The organism is Ruminococcus intestinalis (assembly GCF_014288065.1).
GTDB classification, from domain to species: domain Bacteria; phylum Bacillota; class Clostridia; order Oscillospirales; family Acutalibacteraceae; genus Ruminococcoides; species Ruminococcoides intestinale_A.
Map to the genome: position 1 here is coordinate 536,272 of NZ_JACOPS010000001.1, position 17,788 is coordinate 554,059.

The following is a 17,788-nucleotide window of genomic DNA, read 5'->3' on the forward strand; positions in this document are numbered from 1 at the left end:
ATAAAGGAGAAATTTATGCAGTTTACTTATGATACAGATATGTTTGTAAAAACATTTGAAAGCGAATTTACATGGCTTAACGGCTTTATGAGAAATGTTCGCCGTTTTGGCAATAGAACAGCTGTTATTGACCCTGCCCATAACATAAAGTGGACATATACAGAATTAAACACAGCTGCAAATAAGTTTGCAAATGCCATGAAAGCAGACGGTGTTAAAAAGGGCGATGTTGTATTTATGCAGCTTTTTAACTCTACACAATTTTTGCTTGGATATATAGCACCGCAAAAACTCGGCGCTATCGGTAATCCCGCAAACTTTAATCTTTCTCCGGGCGAAACGGCGGAAATCATCGGTCACAACAAACCTACTGTATATATGTATGACACAGAAATCCTTGATACCGTTGTAAAGGCTCTTGAAATCACTTCTCATACTCCAAAGATAATTATCGCCGTAAACAACTCCGGTAAAGAAATCGAGCTTCCGCAGGGACATATTCTTTTTGAGGACTATATAAAAAATGCCTCCGAAGAAAATCCGCCTGTTGATTTTGAGCCGCATATATATGATGAGGTTGTTCGTTTGCAGACTTCGGGCACAACAGGCACACCAAAGGGTGTTCCGCTCAACAATGTAAACGAAGTGCTTTCGGCACACGATGTAATTATGCATTTCCCGCTCAACCCTACCGACATTACAATGAATATGACGCCGTGGTTCCACCGTGGCGGTTTACATTCGGGCGGTCCTACCCCTACTTTGTATGTAGGCGGATGTATTGTAATTATGCGTAATTTTAACCCTAAGACCTGCCTTGAATATGTAGAGAGCAATAAGATTACTTTTATAACAGGTGTACCGTCAATTCTCACTCTGCTTGCAAGCCGACAGGAAAAGCACCCTAAGAATATTTCTTCTTTAAAGGGTATAATAACTATGGGCAGTCCGCTTGAAAAAGAGGCTTGTATTCGTTTTCAGAATGTGCTTACACCTAATATTTTTAACGGCTACGGCACAACAGAAACATTTTGGAATACATTTTTACGCCCGTACGATTTACCTGAAATGTCAGGTTCTGCAGGTCGTTCATGTACCGATGATGAGGTAAGAATCGTAAATGTTTACGATGAGGGAAAAGCAAATCCCGATGATACTGTTCCTTGTGACGGCAAGACAGAGGGCGAAATAATTATTAAGTGCCCCGGTAAGACAACCTATTGCTATGTAGGCAACGAAAAAGCCTCAAAGGATAAATTTGCCGACGGCTGGATGTACACAGGCGATGTAGGCACTTGGGACGAAAATCAATTTATCACAATTTCGGGCAGAAAAGATGATATGATTATCAGCAAGGGCGAAAATATCTACCCTGCAAGAATCGAAGAGGCTATCAATAAGCACCCTAAAGTTTCGGAATGTATAGTAACGGGTGTGCCTGACAGTGTTCGTGGCGAAAGCGTTGCAGCCTATGTTATTCCCGAGGACGAAAGCCTTACTGCCAAGGAGCTTTTTGAATTTTGCGCAAATTCCCCTGATATTTCAAAGTATCAGGCTCCGAGATATTACCGCTTTGTGACAGAATTGCCACATACGGCGACAGGTAAAAAGCAACACTTCAAAATAAGACAGCAGGCTAAAGAAGATTTGAAAAACGGTTTGCTTATTAAAAAATAAAGGGTGATTTTTTGCAGATAAAACCATATTCAAGAAGAATCAATTACTATGAAACCGATATGATGAGCATAGTCCATCATTCAAATTATATCAGGTTCTTTGAGGAAGCACGATGTGACTTTATGGAGCAAATCGGCTGCGATGTAAGAGCACTTGAGGATAAAGGTGTTTCTATTGCCGTTGTTGACGCATACGCAAAGTACATTATTCCTCTGAAATTTGACGATAAGGTTTACATCATAACAAAACTTACTAAGATGTCGGCAGCAAAAATGGAATTTGAATACGAAATCAGATTTGCCGATTCTGATATTCTCGCAACAACAGGCAGAACCACGCATTGCTGTGTAAACCGCTCAAACAAACCTATGCCTATTAAAAAAGCTGACGCAAACTTGTATGAAACATTGCAAAATTTAATATAAGTTCTTTATTAAAGGTTTGTTGAATTGTTGCTTAGCGTAATACTTTGTCAAGTAATTATAAAAATTTGCCAAAACACAATTCATTAAAGTACCAACATAAAACAGAACCGATAAAATAAGCAACCCTCTGTAAGCAAAAACTTACAGAGGGTTTGTTGTTCAGTATGGATTTTAAGTTGGATTTGACTTTATAATTTACTTTTGTCAACAAAGTGGCTGATTAAATCTTTACGGGTTACAATGCCTATGAATACTCCCAAATCATCTGTGACAGGGATAAAGTTCTGATTCAAGGCTCTCTCGTAAAGCTCTTTCATATCAACGCTTATTTTTACAGACGGGTTGAAGTCGGTGCGGATAAGGTCACGCACAAAATACTTTTCCTGCGATTTCATACCCTGCGTTTGCTTTTCGACTATGTACCATAAAAAGTCGCCCTCACTGACTGTGCCGACATACTTGCCGTATTCGTCAATAACAGGTACTGCGGTGTAGCTGTGCGCTTTCATTTTTTCAAGTGCCTGTCTTATGGTGCTGTCTTCATAAATATAAGCCACTGTTTCTTTTGGTTTTAATAGCATTACAATGTTCATTTTATTTCACCGAATTAACTTTCAGATTTGGCGGTCATATATATTTTGCCTATTGCAAATATAATTGCAAACAACAAAAGCGGCGGGTCTTGCTCAAGCAAGCCTGTAAGAATAAAAATTATACTCGGAAAAATTGCCGTCATCATATGCAGTGTGTGGTTTCTGCTGCGATAAAACATTATACAACTTACAATGTGCAGTAAAATTAAAAATACCGTTGAAACAATCCAAAAGTTGCGCATTGTTTCCGACAAAAATCCTTTACCCTGTATTCCAAATCCGCATACCATACAGAAGATTACCGCAAAACCGCCGATTTGTTCAAATGCTTTTAATCCTCTGTTTACCGTGTCTTTCGGCGGCTTGTACTTTTTGTCAATACATCTGAAAATCATCCGGATTATAAATAAAGCCGCAATAACGGGTATTCCGTAAAAATTAAAAAATTGCATTAAATCATCCTAAATATATTGTTTGTTTTTATTAATTCTATCACAGTTTTTGATAATTCTCAAGTGCTTTATTCTACAAATTATCGCAAAATATATATTTTTTACAACAAAAGTGCATAAGTGACAGAATTGTAAATTGATTTTTCAGAAAAAAGATTGTATTATATTAAAGTACACATTTTTGTGAATAGAAAATTTTGGAGGAGATTTCTTGAACACCGAGAAAAAGCGAAAACGCTTTAGAATAAGCGGAAAGCTTATTTTTAATATAATAGTTCTTGGCATTACCTTTTATCTTATAGTCTTTTTCTGCGTTTCCGAAAACGGAATGATTGACTTGCTTTCTTCACCCGACGGTTTTATATGGGGATGGATAATTGCAGGCATAGTCGCATTTGATATGAATATAGTTATAGACAGTATTGTAACGCAGATACTTATTAGAATACAATATCCCGATTTCAGATTTATTGACGCTCTCAAAGTTGCGCTGGTCGGTGTTTTTTTCGGTGCTGTCACTCCGTCCAACACAGGCGGACAACCTATGCAGTTGTATCTTCTTTCAAAAATGAAAGTCGGAGTCGGGTTTGGCTCGGCGTGTATGACGCAAAAATTTGTTTATTATCAGATTGTTACGGGAGTATTCAGCGTACTCGCCATTATAATAAAGTTTGATTATTTTAAAGCGGCTTTTACCAATATATGGTCTACCCTGTTTATCGTACTCGGCTTTTTGACCCAAACAGTTGTTACCGTTTTGTTTTTGGTTGTATCGTTCAGTCCGAAAATTACAGGTAAAATTATTAAGTTTATAGATAAAATTTTACATAAATTCAAATTTATCAAAAATCCGGATAAAAAAGTGAAATCGCTTAAAGAGCAGGTTGAGCTTTTCCATACAGGCAACAAACTGCTTTATGAAAATAAAAAGCGTATGATGTTGCTTTATACTCTCGTTGCACTGCAAGTAATTGCTATCCTCTCTGTTCCGTATTTTGTATATCTTTCTTTTGATATGCACAGCATTGCCGTTGAGCACGGTCAGGTTCCGCTTAATTTTCTTGATACAATTTGTATTCAGTCGTTTGTACTCTTTACTTCAAACCTTGTGCCTCTGCCGGGCGCATCCGGTGGCGCAGAGCTTGCGTTTACAATGTACTTTGGCCCGTTCTTTGTTGTGGGACTTGCAAACAAAATTAAGCCTGCAATCCTGTTGTGGAGATTTATTACATATTACGGCGCAATATTAATTTCCGCTCCGTTCTCTTACCTTACAAAGGGCAAAAGAATTGATGACGCCATTAAGGAAAATGAACTTTCCGACGAAAACGAACTTGAAGAAATAAAAACAGAATAAGCATAATTTTACTGTTCGGCACATTAAAAAGCAATGATAATGTGCCGAACTTTCTTTTATGTAAATCAAATAAATAATTACGGCAGAAATATGCAATATTTTTTGAAGAATATTGCAAAAAAACTTGTTTTTGGTTCAATTCTGATTTATAATTATAAAGTAATAAGAGTGAAAGAGGAGATTTATATGGTTACACTTGATAAAATCTATCACGCATCTTATGTACTTAAAGATGTAGTTATCCCTACCCCGCTTGTTAAGGCAACCGCTATCAGCGATGATTGCGAAGTTTACCTTAAGCCTGAAAATTTGCAGATTACAGGTTCGTTTAAGGTAAGAGGCTCGGGATATAAGATTTCTCAGCTCACAGAAGAAGAAAAGAAGCGTGGTGTTATTGCTTGCTCGGCAGGTAATCACGCTCAAGGTGTTGCGCTTGCCGCAACAAAATACGGTATTAAATCACTTATCTGCTTGCCTGACGGCGCTCCGATCTCTAAGGTTGAGGCTACAAAGGGTTACGGCGCAGAGGTTTGTATGGTACCGGGTGTGTATGATGATGCCTACAATAAGGCTTGTGAGCTTCGTGACGAACATAACTATACTTTTATTCATCCGTTTGACGATGAAAATGTAATTGCAGGTCAGGGTACAATCGGTATTGAAATTCTTGAAGAATTGCCTGACGCAGACGCTGTTGTTTGTGCTATCGGCGGCGGTGGACTTATCTCGGGTGTTGCTTGCGCAATCAAGAGCCTTAACCCTAACATCAAGGTTTACGGTGTTCAGGCAGAGGGTGCTCCGTCAATGTACGAGTCAATCAAACAAGGTAAGCCTGTTCATCTTGACAAGGTATCAACTGTTGCTGACGGTATTCAGGTTAAAGAACCGGGTGAGCACACATTTAAGTATGTTCAGAAGTATGTCGATGACATTGTAACCGTAACCGATGATGAAATTTCATCTGCTATTTTAAAACTTATTGAATCACAGAAGATGATTGCCGAGGGCGCAGGCGCTGCACCTCTCGCAGCTGTAATGTTCAACAAACTTCCTGTAAAGGGCAAAAAAGTTGTTTGCGTAATTTCGGGCGGCAACATTGATGTTACTATCCTTTCAAGAGTAATTAAGCGTGGTCTTTTAAGATCGGGCAGATCACAGACACTTTGCATTGAACTTCAGGATAAACCGGGTCAGCTCAAGCAGGTAGCCGATATTATCGCTGACAAGGGCGGAAATGTTATTTCTATCCACCACGAGCGTGCAAGCGAGGGTACTGATATTAACGGCTGTTACCTAAGAATTGTACTTGAAACAAGAAACTTTGACCATGTAAAAGAAATTACAGACGCACTTATTAACGCAGGCTTTAAGCTTGTATAATATATGGAGGAATTTATTATGAAAAAAATCTATACAAAAAATGCTCCCGATGCTATCGGCCCATATTCACAGGCAGTTGTAGTAAACGGTCTTGTATTTACATCAGGTCAGATTGCAATTAACCCTGCAAGCGGAAATGTTGAGGCTGCAACAATTGAGGCACAGACAGAACAGGTTTGCACAAACCTTAAGAATGTTCTCGAGGCTACCGGCAGTTCACTTGAAAAGGCTGTAAAGACAGTTTGTTTCTTAAAGGATATGAACGATTTTGCCGCATTCAACGCCGTATATGGCAAGTATTTCACAGAAAAGCCTGCCCGTTCCTGCGTAGCTGTAAAACAGCTCCCTAAGGATGTACTCGTTGAAGTTGAAGTAATCGCCGAAGTTTAATTCTGTATAAAATCTGTTGATTTTTTCAAAACAAAAACCTGCACTTTAATTATAGAGTGCAGGTTTTTTGCTTAGCAAACTGCTTTAGATAAATGATCATAGGCCGCAGACAGTATTCTTTTTGAGCTTTCATATTCAAAAGTATTGTAAGCCTCATCAAACGCTAACAGCTTAACGGCTGATAATTCAGACTTTTGAAATTTTACATTCTGATTTTTATATTCAGCAAGAAAATAAACTATTACACCGACTTCTTCAAATATTTCTCGTAAGGCGGTTTGTTCTTCTGTTTCATCTGCTTCCATATGCCCTTTTGGAAATCCATGAAAGGCTTGAAGCTGCTGCACAATTAAAAATTTATATTCGTTGTTTTCTTTTGTAAATACAACAGCTCCGCAAGATTTTTCGCATTTAATAGGCTGATTAATTTATTCAATCACAAGTTCAACAGGGCAATGGTCGCTGCCGAAAACTTCTGTGTGAATATCGGCGCTGACAAGTCTTGAATCAAGGGCTTTTGATGTGAGAAAATAGTCAATACGCCAGCCTGCATTCTTTTCTCTCGCTTTAAATCTGTATGACCACCATGAGTATATTCCCTCTCTGTCGGGATAAAAATAGCGGAAAGTATCGGTAAATCCGCTGTCTAAAAGCGCAGTCATTTTACCTCTTTCCTCATCTGTAAAGCCTGCATTTTTGCGATTTGTCTTAGGATTTTTAAGGTCAATTTCATTATGCGCAACATTGAGGTCGCCGCATACGATTACGGGTTTTGTTTTTTCAAGATTTTTCAGATATTCTCTGAAAGCGTCCTCCCAAACCATTCTGTAATCAAGTCTTAATAACTCGTTTTTGGAATTTGGCGTATAGCAGGTCACAAAGTAATAGTCCTCAAATTCGGCGGTTATCACTCTGCCCTCTTTATCGTGTTCTTCAATTCCAAGTCCGTAGGTTACGCTTATCGGCTCTTCTTTTGTGAAAAGCGCAGTGCCCGAGTATCCCTTTTTTTCGGCGTAGTTCCAATACATATGATAGCCGTCAAGCTGCAAGTCGATCTGTCCTGCCTGCAATTTTGTTTCCTGCAAGCAAAATACATCTGCATTTACTTCATTAAAAAAGTCAAGAAAGCCCTTTGTTACGCAGGCTCTTAAACCGTTTACATTCCAAGATATAAATTTCTTCATAATTGCTCCTTATCCTATTATTTCTTCCCATTCTGCCTCTTTAAATCCTGTAAGTACCTTATCACCGTTAATGAGAATGGGGCGTTTTACTAACATTCCGTCGGTTGCAAGCAGTTGATATTTTTCTTCAAGCGACATTTGCGGCAGCTTGTCCTTTAAATTCATTGACTTATAAAGCATACCGCTTGTGTTGAAAAACTTTTTAATGTCAAGTCCGCTCATTTCGTGCCATTGCTTTAATTCCTCGGCTGTCGGATTATTTTCAACAATGTGTCTGTCCTCGTAATCGGCACCTTTGCTGTCTAAGAAATTCTTAGCCTTTTTGCAGGTCGAACATTTCGGATATTCTAAAAATAACATAATATCACTCCAAATAAAAAATACAACTATAGTATAAAATATTTTCGGCTAATAATCAACATTTTCGGCTCTTTGCTTGAAAATAATTTTGATTTTATATATAATATTTATTATGGATAAGTTTGAACTTCTAAAACAATACTTCGGCCACGATTCGTTTCGTGACGGTCAGGAAAATATAATAGATAATATTTCAAGCGGCAGAGATGCGCTTTGTATTATGCCTACGGGCGGCGGAAAGTCGATTTGCTATCAGATTCCGGCACTTATGTCGGACGGAATTGCAATTGTGATTTCTCCGCTTATTTCGTTGATGAAAGACCAGGTTACTTCGCTTAATCAAAACGGAATCAGAGCGGCATACATTAACAGCACGCTTACTTCCACCCAACAGTCGAAAGCAATTTATAACGCTATGCGAGGCGAATACAAACTGATTTATGTTGCGCCCGAAAGGCTTGAAGCGCCCGCTTTTCTTAATCTTTGCAACAGTATAAAAATTTCTCTGATTGCGGTTGATGAAGCGCACTGCGTGTCACAATGGGGTCACGACTTTCGCACAAGCTATTTGAAAATATCCGATTTTATTTCTAAACTTGATGACAGACCGGTCGTTTCTGCATTTACGGCAACGGCTACCGACGCTGTAAAAAGGGATATTCTAAATCTGCTCGGCCTTAAAAATCCTTTTGAAATAACAACGGGTTTTGACAGAAAAAATTTGTTCTTCGCCGTAAAGCGTCCGCAAAACAAGCAAAAAGAATTACTTGCCATTGTGAGCGAACACAAAAATCAGAGCGGAATAATTTACTGTGCTACCCGTAAAAATGTAGAAAAAGTCAGCGATTTTCTCAATGAAAACGGCTATGATGCGCTTATTTATCACGCAGGATTGAGCAATAAAATACGAAGCAAAAATCAGGACGATTTCATTAATGACAGATGCAATCTGATTGTTGCAACCAATGCTTTCGGAATGGGAATTGATAAGCCCGATGTGCGCTTTGTGGTGCATTATAATATGCCGAAAAATCTTGAAAACTACTATCAGGAGGCAGGCAGAGCAGGTCGTGACGGCGAAAACTCCGATTGTGTTTTGTTGTACAGCCCCGGTGATGTTCATACACAAAAATTTTTTATTGAAAATAATGACGAGAATGCCGAACTTACCGAAGAACAGCGTGAAAAAATCAAGAAAAATGATTACTATAAACTTAATGAAATGGTAGGTTACTGTACATCTACCACCTGCCTTAGAAATTATATTCTAAACTACTTCGGTGAGTATCACACAAACGAGTGCAAAAACTGCTCGGCTTGCCTTAAAGAATACAAGCTTGCTGATGTAACGGTAGATTCGCAGAAGATTCTTTCTTGCATTATACGAACAGGGCAGCGGTTCGGCACTTCTACAATATCCGCCGTGCTTGCAGGCTCAAAAAGCGAGAATATTTACAAATACAGGTTAAATAATCAGTCTACATATGGCATAATGAGTGACAAGCGCAGTACGGTTATAAACGAGCTTATAACAAGGCTTATTGACGAAGAGTATATAACTCAAACCGAGGACAAATACCCTGTTTTAAAGGTAACGCAAAAATCATATCCGATTTTGAAAGGGCAAAAAAGCCTTACAATGCGCCTCGCCGTTAAAGAGGAGCTGCACAGAGAAATTCAGCATACAGAGGTCGATAAGGTGTTGTTTGACAAACTTAAGGAGCGCAGAAAATATCTTGCGGATAAAGCCAGCGTTCCTCCGTATGTTATATTCACCGAAGCATCTTTGCGTGATATGTGCGTAAAACTTCCGACAAACGAAAATGATTTCTTAAGAATATCCGGTGTCGTTATTAAAAAGCATGAAAAATACGCAAAAGAATTTATCCAGATTATTAAGGAATATAAGGAAGAAAAGTTTTAAAATACGGCATACCATTTCTATAATTTAACATTGAAATGGTATGCCGTTTCTGATTACAAATCCTGCAAATCTGCGCTTGGAATATCGCTTTCAAGATTATCTCTTGCTAAGTCGTTGTCTATATAAGAATAAAAATTTGAAATAGGTCTTTCGCTGTGCGGTTTACTGTGATACACTTTTTGTGACGGCGGCTGTGTGCCTGCAATTATCGGATTGGCTTTTTCGTTGCTAAGTTTAGCTCCGCCCTGCAATTCGGGTACAATCTCTGCTCTGTTTTTATTTTTATCGTAAATGTTATCTGCCCTGTGCATTCCTTTTTTAGCCATAAAAATCACCTCAAAAGTATTTTGCACAGTAAAAACAGAATTATTAGCATATGAAATAAAGAGCCTTACAATAAAAGCAAAATAAACATATAAAAAATCCTGCCTGAAAAATCAGACAGGATTTTGAATTTATTAAAGGATTTAATTAGCAAACACCCTGAGCAATCATTGAATCTGCAACCTTCTCAAAGCCTGCGATGTTAGCACCTACTACATAGTTGCCCTCATAGCCGTACTTCTTAGCAGCATTGTCAATGTTGTGGAAAATATTAACCATAATGTTCTTGAGCTTAGCGTCAACTTCCTCAAATGTCCATGAAAGGCGCTGTGAGTTCTGTGACATCTCAAGAGCAGAAGTAGCAACACCGCCTGCGTTAGCTGCCTTACCCGGAGCGAAGAGTAAACCTGCCTCCTGGATGAGCTTTGTAGCCTCAAGAGTTGTAGGCATATTAGCGCCCTCTGCTACTGCATAGCAACCGTTAGCGATAAGTCTCTTAGCATCGTCAGCGTTAAGCTCGTTCTGTGTAGCACATGGAAGAGCAACATCACACTTAACTGACCAATCGAATTTACCCTCATGGTACTCTGCATTTGGACGGTAGTTCTTGTACTCTGAAAGTCTGCCTCTCTTAACTTCCTTGATTTCCTTAACAGCGTCAAGGTCGATACCCTCTGCATCGTAAACCCAACCTGTTGAATCAGAAAGTGTAACTACCTTAGCACCAAGCTCTGTAGCCTTCTGTGTAGCGTAAATAGCAACATTACCTGCACCTGAAATACAAACTGTAGCACCGTTGATGTCTTTACCGTTGCACTTGAGCATTTCCTCTGTGAGGTAAAGAAGACCATAACCTGTAGCCTCTGTTCTTGCTAAAGAACCGCCCCAGTTGAGGCCCTTACCTGTAAGAACACCCTCATATACATTTCTGATTCTCTTATACTGACCGAACATATAGCCAATCTCACGAGCGCCTGTACCGATGTCGCCTGCAGGAACGTCTGTGTCAGCACCGATGTGCTTGCAAAGCTCTGTCATAAAGCTCTGGCAGAAAGCCATAACTTCGTTGTCGCTCTTGCCCTTAGGGTCAAAGTCAGAGCCACCCTTACCGCCGCCGATAGGAAGACCTGTTAATGAGTTCTTGAAAATCTGCTCAAAACCGAGGAACTTAATTACGCCAAGGTTTACAGACGGATGTAATCTTAAACCGCCCTTGTAAGGTCCGATAGCGCTGTTGAACTGTACACGGAAACCACGGTTTACCTGTACCTTGCCGTTATCGTCAACCCAAGGAACTCTAAACATAATAACACGCTCAGGCTCTGTGATTCTTTCGAGAATTGCGTTCTCCTGATACTTAGGATTAGCCTCAAATACAGGCTCAAGTGATGTTAAAACTTCTGTAGCTGCCTGAATAAACTCAGGTTCATTTGGATTTTTTGCTTTAAGCTTTTCGAGCTGTTCACTTACATACGACATTGTATGTTCCTCCTTATTAATTCAAAACAATTTATCATTACCACAATTAAATATTGTTTGTGGCTTTCGACATACTTATAATACTACTTTTTTAACCGTTTTGCAAGTTTTTTAAATAAAGTTTATAAACTTGTTAATATTTAGCTATTATTTTATCGAAAATAAAAATATTTTACCTAAGTTATGAAAGTTGCTTGTGCTCGAGTTGCTTTGAAATAAGTTTTTAACACCGACTTACCGTTTTGTATAGTTCATCGGTTGAATTTTTAACATTTGCTTTAGTTGCAAACGCACATAAACAATGATATAATACAAATAGTAATATTTTGAAATGCGGTGATTTTATGGACTACACTAAACGATTAAGGGAATTAAGAATCGCAAACGGATATACTCAAGCGGAGATTGCTTTTCTGCTACATACAAGGCAGGAACAGTACAGCAAATATGAAAGCGGAAAGCGTGAGTTGCCTATAAAGCATTTGATTTCACTTTGTATGATTTACAGAGTGTCAAGTGATTACATTCTCGGTCTTGATAAATTCAATAAATAACGGTTATGTAAATTTTATAGATTAAGAATTAACTCATTGTTCGGATTTTAAAATGATAATTTTATTTTAAAATTTCAAGGAATAACCTATCCCCTTTTAAGGCAAAAAATTACCGCCGACTATTTTCGACGGTGTAAACTTTGGTTTTTAAATTGTATGTCTTGCAAAAAACAGAATTCATTTTCTGTTTATAATGGCTATTTCACGTTATGCCAAACTATGAAAAAGCTTGTCCTAAATTTTTAAATTATTTAACTTAAGTTGTGTGCTAAACCATAAATTTGCCTCATTGCGGTCTGCGGCTTTTAAGTCAGCAGTTGCTTTCATTACTGCAATATTTTTTTCTGTATATTTTGATTTTCCACTTTGACGGCAAAACCATTTCATAGGCTTTGTTATCATTGATTTTGTGTAGTATATAGTCAGTTTATTCTAACTGCGGTTTATTAAAAATCCGCTGTACAGCAACTTTTCTATTTGTTTTCTACCAAACAATCAATATATTTGCGTTTATGTATGGTTTATTTGGTAATATTGTGGGGCGCACAGAAGTTTGTCTTTCAATAGAGAATATGAAATTTCAACTGTGACAAATTAATTTATTTTTAAAATTCAGAAGTATGATTAACGATATATGAGAGAGTTTGACCGTCGATGCCACTTTTATATTGCCTCCAATAAACTGCTCTTGTTTGGTATGCAATTTTGGCTTCAGCATATTGATTTTTACATATTTCAATTATTCTCTCGCTGTCGGTAGTGTTTTGACCTTCACTTTTTATTAATCCTAAATATTTATCCACATCTAAAAAGCATATTTTAAAATTACTGTATTCTCTGCCTATTTTACTGTATAGTGTTTTGCGGTAATTACCGTTACATACAGGGCATACATTCTCATAAAAAGCGCTGTTTTTATATCTTGTTACGCTTTCGTTATCATTATCAGAACTTTTCGTAATACAACCAATTATTTCTTTTATTTCATCAAAGGCATTTTCCTTACTTTGTCCTACCTGCAGACACTTCCATTTATTATTTTTTTCAGCAAATAAAATCCAAACTCTACTTATTTCTTCTGGTTGCTTTGTACTTATATTTTCTTTTTTAGAAAAGTTAATTTCACTCAAAAAATAATCTTTTATAGCATCATAACTTTTTATATTGTCTTGGTTATATATTTCTTTTAAACACATATTATTTACTCTTTCTTTTTATCAAAAATATTTACAGTAAAAGGTCACTTCCGATTTCTCAAAAGTGACCTTTAATTTTTTATCAAATATCGTTTCTTACGATATCTTCGTAGCTTTCTCTCTTAACAATAACTCTTGACTTGCCGTTGTTTACCATAACAATAGCAGGACGAGGGATTCTGTTGTAGTTAGATGCCATTGAGTAGTTATATGCACCTGTTGAAAGAACAGCAAGTGTATCGCCTACTGTAACAGGAGCTACCTGTGTGTGTTCCTGTACAAGGTCCCCGCTTTCGCAGCACTTACCTGCAACGGTAACGGTCTGTGTAGCCTCTTTGTCTGCGTGGCTTGCGTTTACTACTGTGTAATCAGACTGATAAAGCGCATATCTGATGTTGTCGGTCATACCGCCGTCGACAGATACATAGGTTCTTATGTTAGGAATCTCCTTGATACCGCCAACTGTGTAAAGTGTGATTCCTGCCTCACCAACAATAGAACGACCCGGCTCAATGAAAATATAAGGAACAGGCACATTGTGCTCGGCAGCCTTTGCCTTTACAGCAACAGAAACCTTTTCCATATAATTCTCATAAGGAACAGGCTCGTCACTGTTTACATACATAATACCAAAACCACCGCCAAGGTTTAAGTTGCTGATTGTAACACCAAGCTCGTCTTTGATTTTACCGATGAAGTCCATCATAATTTCTGCAGCTGTAACGAATGGGTCAATATCAAAAATCTGTGAACCGATGTGGCAGTGAAGTTCTGCAAGGTTTACATTTTCATATTCAAGTGCCTTTTTAACAGCCTCAAAAGCCTCGCCTGTTTCAAGTGCAAAGCCGAACTTTGAGTCAATCTGACCTGTTCTGATAAAGTTATGTGTGTGAGCGTCAACGCCCGGCTTGATTCTGAATGAAATCTTTGCCTTTTTAACGAGTTTGCCTGCAATTTCATTTAAAAGCTCAAGCTCGTAAAGGTTGTCGACTACAAATGTGCCGACGCCTGCGTTAAGTGCAAATTCAATTTCAGCGGCAGTTTTATTGTTGCCGTGAAAATGGGTTTTCTCCATAGGAAAACCTGCCTGCTGTGCTGTATAAATCTCGCCGCCCGATACTACATCAAGTCCGAGATGCTCTTCATTTGCAATTCTGCAAAGCTCCTTACAGCTAAGCGCCTTGCTGGCATAAAGCGGCATACCGTTGCCGTTGTAGAACTTTTTGAAAGACTCAACATATGAACGGCAGGTTGTTCTGATTGTGTTTTCGTCAAGTACATAAAGCGGAGTGCCGTACTCCTTTGCAAGCTCAACTGTGTCGCAACCGCCGATTGTAAGATGTCCTTTTTCGTTAATGTTTAAGCAATCATTTACAAACATTCTCTCATACCTCCTGATATTTACTTGCGCAGCCTTTTATTCGGTCTGCAAAATATGTGACTCTATAAGAGCCTTTATTTCCTCTTTGCCATATCCGTCCTGTGCCGAAAACTCTATCATAGGTAAATCTTCGATTGTGCTGAAAATATCCTGATAGTATTCAAGCTGTAGTTTCTGGTTTGTTTTGTTCAGCTTGTCACGCTTTGTAAGCACTACAGCAAATGGGTAATTACTTTTGTAAAGAAAGTCCACCATCTCAAGGTCGTCATCTGTAGGAGGATGGCGCATATCGAGAATTTGGATAATCAATTTTATATTTCTTTCCTGTGCAAAATATCCCTCTACAAGTTCAGCCCAGCGTTTCTTTTCGTTTTTTGAAACCTTTGCGTAGCCGTAACCGGGCAGGTCAACCATACGAAATTCTCTTAATTTATAGAAGTTTATGGTCGCTGTTTTACCCGGTTGAGCACTGACTCTTGCGAGTGCTTTTCTCTGCACAAGTTTATTTATAAGAGATGACTTTCCGACATTTGAATGTCCTGAAAAAACAATTTCGGGCATATCAGATTTTGGCAGCTGTTCTTTTGTGCCGGCGGCAAATTCAAATTGTACTTCGTTAAAATTCATTTACCTCACCCCTACTGTCTGATGTTTTCCGATTTGGTAGTTACCGTATTATCGGCAACTGCGTTCCATTGCTTTTCTGAAATTACAGGTACATCGACTATTGCAATCGGGACTACCTGCGAGAAACTTGTAACAGGAATAAAACTTACTTTTTCCTTTACAACAGGGTCTATTTCCTCAAGGTCTGCTTCATTTTCCTTTGGAATGATAACGGTTTTAATGCCCGATTTATATGCAGCCATACTCTTTTCTTTTAAGCCGCCTATCGGCATTACATTGCCTCGTAGGGTAATTTCACCTGTCATTGCAACATCACGCTTTACGGGCTTTCCTGTTAAAGCTGAATAAATGGCGGTTGCCATTGTAATACCAGCCGAAGGACCGTCCTTTGGTACAGCACCCTCGGGAGCGTGAATGTGAATATCTTTATTTTTATAGAACTGCGGATTAATTCCGAGTGAATTTGCGTGACTTCTTATGCAAGTAACGGCAGCCTTTGCCGACTCCTGCATAACATCGCCGAGAGAACCCGTAAGCTCAAGTTTGCCCGTGCCCTCCATAACCGCAACTTCAATCGGTAAAAGTTCACCGCCGACGCTTGTCCAAGCAAGTCCGTTTACAGTGCCGATTTCGTCCTTTGACGGCAATTTATCTGTTGTAAATTTTTTATGTCCGAGCATTTCAAGAATTTCTTTGTCTGTAATTTTAAAAGTTTCCTGTTCGTCTTCAAGTTTTTTAACTGCGCATTTACGGAGCACATTTCCGATTAATCTTTCAAGAGTACGAACACCCGCCTCTCTTGTATAAAAATCAATTAGGAAATACAGCGCCGATTGAGTAAATTTAACCTCTTTAGCGGTAAATCCGCACTTTTCAAGCTGCTTTGGAACAAGGTGCTTTTTAGCGATATTAAATTTTTCTTCTCTTGTATAGCTGTCAAGCTCAATGATTTCCATTCTGTCACGCAACGGTGCGGGAATTTGTGATACATCATTGGCTGTTGTAATGAACATTACATTAGACAAATCAAAAGGAATATCAATATAATGGTCAACAAACTTGTTGTTCTGTTCCGAATCGAGGACTTCAAGCAAAGCGGATGTAGGGTCACCTTTGTAATCGCTGGCAAGTTTGTCGATTTCGTCAAGAATAAGAACAGGATTGTTTGAACCTGCATTCTGAATGGCAGTCATAATTCTGCCCGGAATAGAGCCGATGTAAGTTCTTCTGTGACCTCTGATTTCTGCCTCGTCACGCACGCCGCCGAGGGCAATTCTTTGGCTCTTTCTGCCGATAGCCTTTGCAATTGACTGTGCAATCGAGGTTTTGCCGACACCCGGAGGGCCTGCAAAACAGATAATCTGACCATCCTGCGAACCTCTCAATTTTGTAACGGCAAGCTGCTCAATGATTCTTTCCTTGATTTTAGCAAGTCCGAAGTGAGATTTATCAAGTTCTTTTCTTAACTTGGTAACGGAAATTTTATCCTTGGTAGCTGTGTTCCACGGAAGGTCAAGCACTGTGTCAAGATAAGTCCTGATTACAGAAGCCTCCTGACTTCCGTAAGGCATACGCATAAGTTTTTTGCACTCTTTGATGAGGATATTTTCAGTTTCTTCGGAAAGTTCCAAAGCATAAATTCTTTCGGCGTAAGCCTCTGCCTCTGCGGACGGATTATCGTCCTCGCCGAGTTCTTCTTCAATAATCTTTTTCTGCTCTCTTAGAAAATAATCACGCTGATTTTCTTCAATTCTGTCTCTTGCTTTTTGAACAATATCTTTTTCGATTGAAAGAATATAAGTTTCATTTATAAGAATGTCAAGCAACATATCCAGTCGCTCGGTTTGGTCAAGTTCTTCAAGAATGGTCTGCTTTGCCTGATAATCAAGCACAATGTTGTCAGCTATGTAGTCTGCAAGCTCACCGCAAGACTTACAAGAGGCAACTTTAAATATAATATCATTCGGAACTCGAGGAGCTACCTTGACATAGTTTTCAAATTCCAATCTGACAGCACGCATCAAACCGAGTTGTTCGGAGGTGTGCTTAAACTTTTTATCCGGATACGGCTCAACTTCGGCCATAAGACAATTTTTATCGAATACAGGAGTTACAATTCCGGCTCTGAATTTGCCTTCAATAACAACTCTTGTTGAGTTGTCGGGCTGTTTGATTACCTGAACTATTTTTGCAACTACGCCTGTTGAGTAGCATTTTGTAATATCAGGGTCGTTTTCGGCAGCGTCTTTCTGTGTAACAAGAAAAATAAGCTGATCGTTTTTCATAGCGGCATTTATAGCACTGATGCTCTTCTTTCTTCCCACATCAAAATGAATGAGCGCTTTCGGAAAAACAACAAGTCCTCTGAGCGGCAGAACGGGCAAAAGTATTAAATTATCGTTTCTATCGTCCATTTTCTATCCTCCCATCACAATTTATTTCACAATTAAATCTAATCAAAAAAAGCTGTATTGTTTTTTCGGCA

General features: G+C 38.7%; 18 protein-coding genes. 7 read left to right on the forward strand and 11 right to left on the reverse strand.

What is annotated here, in order from left to right:
* Positions 1-15: 15 nt before the first annotated feature.
* Complete coding sequence (locus tag H8R91_RS02710) at positions 16-1,677, forward strand: class I adenylate-forming enzyme family protein (protein ID WP_186934765.1); 1,662 nt, start codon at positions 16-18, stop codon at positions 1,675-1,677.
* 11 nt (positions 1,678-1,688) lie between these two features.
* Positions 1,689-2,102, forward strand: coding sequence for an acyl-CoA thioesterase (locus tag H8R91_RS02715; protein ID WP_186934766.1), 414 nt, complete (start codon positions 1,689-1,691; stop codon positions 2,100-2,102).
* 188 nt (positions 2,103-2,290) lie between these two features.
* Here H8R91_RS02715 and H8R91_RS02720 read toward each other — a convergent pair whose 3' ends face one another.
* Both H8R91_RS02720 and H8R91_RS02725 read right to left on the reverse strand, forming a co-directional pair.
* Positions 2,291-2,695, reverse strand: a complete 405-nt coding sequence (locus H8R91_RS02720; protein WP_186934767.1) for a CBS domain-containing protein — start codon at positions 2,693-2,695, stop codon at positions 2,291-2,293.
* 14 nt (positions 2,696-2,709) lie between these two features.
* Positions 2,710-3,147, reverse strand: coding sequence for a hypothetical protein (locus tag H8R91_RS02725; RefSeq protein WP_186934768.1), 438 nt, complete (start codon positions 3,145-3,147; stop codon positions 2,710-2,712).
* A gap of 211 nt (positions 3,148-3,358) precedes the next feature.
* Between H8R91_RS02725 and H8R91_RS02730 the strand changes: the two genes are divergently transcribed.
* From H8R91_RS02730 to H8R91_RS02740, 3 genes are all read left to right on the forward strand, one after another.
* The gene (locus H8R91_RS02730) at positions 3,359-4,504 is read left to right on the forward strand and encodes a lysylphosphatidylglycerol synthase transmembrane domain-containing protein (RefSeq protein WP_186934769.1); all 1,146 of its coding nucleotides are present in this window, start codon (positions 3,359-3,361) and stop codon (positions 4,502-4,504) included.
* A 186-nt stretch (positions 4,505-4,690) separates the two neighbouring features.
* Positions 4,691-5,884 (forward strand): threonine ammonia-lyase, encoded by a 1,194-nt coding sequence (ilvA, locus tag H8R91_RS02735; RefSeq protein ID WP_186934770.1) that lies wholly within the window; start codon positions 4,691-4,693, stop codon positions 5,882-5,884.
* Between the two features lie 18 nt (positions 5,885-5,902).
* Positions 5,903-6,274 (forward strand): RidA family protein, encoded by a 372-nt coding sequence (locus H8R91_RS02740; protein ID WP_207722717.1) that lies wholly within the window; start codon positions 5,903-5,905, stop codon positions 6,272-6,274.
* A gap of 71 nt (positions 6,275-6,345) precedes the next feature.
* On the opposite strand, the gene H8R91_RS02745 is transcribed toward H8R91_RS02740, so the two are convergent.
* The 3 genes from H8R91_RS02745 to H8R91_RS02755 are packed head-to-tail and all read right to left on the reverse strand — an operon-like array spanning position 6,346 to position 7,818.
* Positions 6,346-6,702 (reverse strand): NUDIX domain-containing protein, encoded by a 357-nt coding sequence (locus H8R91_RS02745; RefSeq protein WP_366477122.1) that lies wholly within the window; start codon positions 6,700-6,702, stop codon positions 6,346-6,348.
* Positions 6,703-7,458, reverse strand: coding sequence for an exodeoxyribonuclease III (locus H8R91_RS02750; protein ID WP_022234257.1), 756 nt, complete (start codon positions 7,456-7,458; stop codon positions 6,703-6,705).
* Between the two features lie 9 nt (positions 7,459-7,467).
* A complete protein-coding gene (locus H8R91_RS02755) occupies positions 7,468-7,818 on the reverse strand; it encodes an arsenate reductase family protein (protein WP_022234256.1) in 351 nt (116 codons plus the stop codon).
* A gap of 112 nt (positions 7,819-7,930) precedes the next feature.
* Here H8R91_RS02755 and recQ point away from each other — a divergent pair, with 112 nt between their 5' ends.
* Positions 7,931-9,742 carry a DNA helicase RecQ gene (recQ, locus tag H8R91_RS02760; protein WP_186934771.1) on the forward strand — a complete coding sequence of 604 codons (1,812 nt, stop codon included), beginning with the start codon at positions 7,931-7,933 and terminating at the stop codon, positions 9,740-9,742.
* A 53-nt stretch (positions 9,743-9,795) separates the two neighbouring features.
* On the opposite strand, the gene H8R91_RS02765 is transcribed toward recQ, so the two are convergent.
* Positions 9,796-10,068 (reverse strand): hypothetical protein, encoded by a 273-nt coding sequence (locus tag H8R91_RS02765; RefSeq protein WP_186934772.1) that lies wholly within the window; start codon positions 10,066-10,068, stop codon positions 9,796-9,798.
* 145 nt (positions 10,069-10,213) lie between these two features.
* The gene (gene gdhA / locus H8R91_RS02770) at positions 10,214-11,545 is read right to left on the reverse strand and encodes an NADP-specific glutamate dehydrogenase (RefSeq protein WP_186934773.1); all 1,332 of its coding nucleotides are present in this window, start codon (positions 11,543-11,545) and stop codon (positions 10,214-10,216) included.
* 344 nt (positions 11,546-11,889) lie between these two features.
* On the opposite strand from gdhA, the gene H8R91_RS02775 reads away from it, so the two are divergent.
* On the forward strand, positions 11,890-12,099 hold the full coding sequence (locus H8R91_RS02775; protein ID WP_022234942.1) for a helix-turn-helix domain-containing protein: 210 nt from the start codon (positions 11,890-11,892) through the stop codon (positions 12,097-12,099).
* A gap of 605 nt (positions 12,100-12,704) precedes the next feature.
* Here the strand turns inward: H8R91_RS02775 and H8R91_RS02780 are convergent.
* From H8R91_RS02780 to lon, 4 genes are all read right to left on the reverse strand, one after another.
* The gene (locus H8R91_RS02780) at positions 12,705-13,295 is read right to left on the reverse strand and encodes a hypothetical protein (protein WP_186934774.1); all 591 of its coding nucleotides are present in this window, start codon (positions 13,293-13,295) and stop codon (positions 12,705-12,707) included.
* Positions 13,296-13,377: 82 nt separating this feature from the next.
* Positions 13,378-14,676, reverse strand: coding sequence for a diaminopimelate decarboxylase (gene lysA, locus H8R91_RS02785; protein WP_186934775.1), 1,299 nt, complete (start codon positions 14,674-14,676; stop codon positions 13,378-13,380).
* A 36-nt stretch (positions 14,677-14,712) separates the two neighbouring features.
* Positions 14,713-15,303 (reverse strand): ribosome biogenesis GTP-binding protein YihA/YsxC, encoded by a 591-nt coding sequence (yihA, locus tag H8R91_RS02790; protein ID WP_186934776.1) that lies wholly within the window; start codon positions 15,301-15,303, stop codon positions 14,713-14,715.
* 11 nt (positions 15,304-15,314) lie between these two features.
* Positions 15,315-17,717: an endopeptidase La gene (lon, locus tag H8R91_RS02795; RefSeq protein ID WP_186934777.1), complete on the reverse strand. Its 2,403-nt coding sequence runs from the start codon at positions 17,715-17,717 to the stop codon at positions 15,315-15,317.
* Positions 17,718-17,788: the final 71 nt, after the last annotated feature.

Coding starts and splice junctions, on each gene's coding strand:
- recQ (WP_186934771.1), top strand. CDS start 7,931: ATGGATAAGTTTGAACTTCTAAAACAATACTTCGGCCACGATTCGTTT.
- gdhA (WP_186934773.1), bottom strand. CDS start 11,545: ATGTCGTATGTAAGTGAACAGCTCGAAAAGCTTAAAGCAAAAAATCCA.
- H8R91_RS02780 (WP_186934774.1), bottom strand. CDS start 13,295: ATGTGTTTAAAAGAAATATATAACCAAGACAATATAAAAAGTTATGAT.
- lon (WP_186934777.1), bottom strand. CDS start 17,717: ATGGACGATAGAAACGATAATTTAATACTTTTGCCCGTTCTGCCGCTC.
- H8R91_RS02710 (WP_186934765.1), top strand. CDS start 16: ATGCAGTTTACTTATGATACAGATATGTTTGTAAAAACATTTGAAAGC.
- H8R91_RS02720 (WP_186934767.1), bottom strand. CDS start 2,695: ATGAACATTGTAATGCTATTAAAACCAAAAGAAACAGTGGCTTATATT.
- ilvA (WP_186934770.1), top strand. CDS start 4,691: ATGGTTACACTTGATAAAATCTATCACGCATCTTATGTACTTAAAGAT.
- lysA (WP_186934775.1), bottom strand. CDS start 14,676: ATGTTTGTAAATGATTGCTTAAACATTAACGAAAAAGGACATCTTACA.
- H8R91_RS02740 (WP_207722717.1), top strand. CDS start 5,903: ATGAAAAAAATCTATACAAAAAATGCTCCCGATGCTATCGGCCCATAT.
- H8R91_RS02725 (WP_186934768.1), bottom strand. CDS start 3,147: ATGCAATTTTTTAATTTTTACGGAATACCCGTTATTGCGGCTTTATTT.
- H8R91_RS02775 (WP_022234942.1), top strand. CDS start 11,890: ATGGACTACACTAAACGATTAAGGGAATTAAGAATCGCAAACGGATAT.
- H8R91_RS02765 (WP_186934772.1), bottom strand. CDS start 10,068: ATGGCTAAAAAAGGAATGCACAGGGCAGATAACATTTACGATAAAAAT.
- H8R91_RS02750 (WP_022234257.1), bottom strand. CDS start 7,458: ATGAAGAAATTTATATCTTGGAATGTAAACGGTTTAAGAGCCTGCGTA.
- H8R91_RS02755 (WP_022234256.1), bottom strand. CDS start 7,818: ATGTTATTTTTAGAATATCCGAAATGTTCGACCTGCAAAAAGGCTAAG.
- yihA (WP_186934776.1), bottom strand. CDS start 15,303: ATGAATTTTAACGAAGTACAATTTGAATTTGCCGCCGGCACAAAAGAA.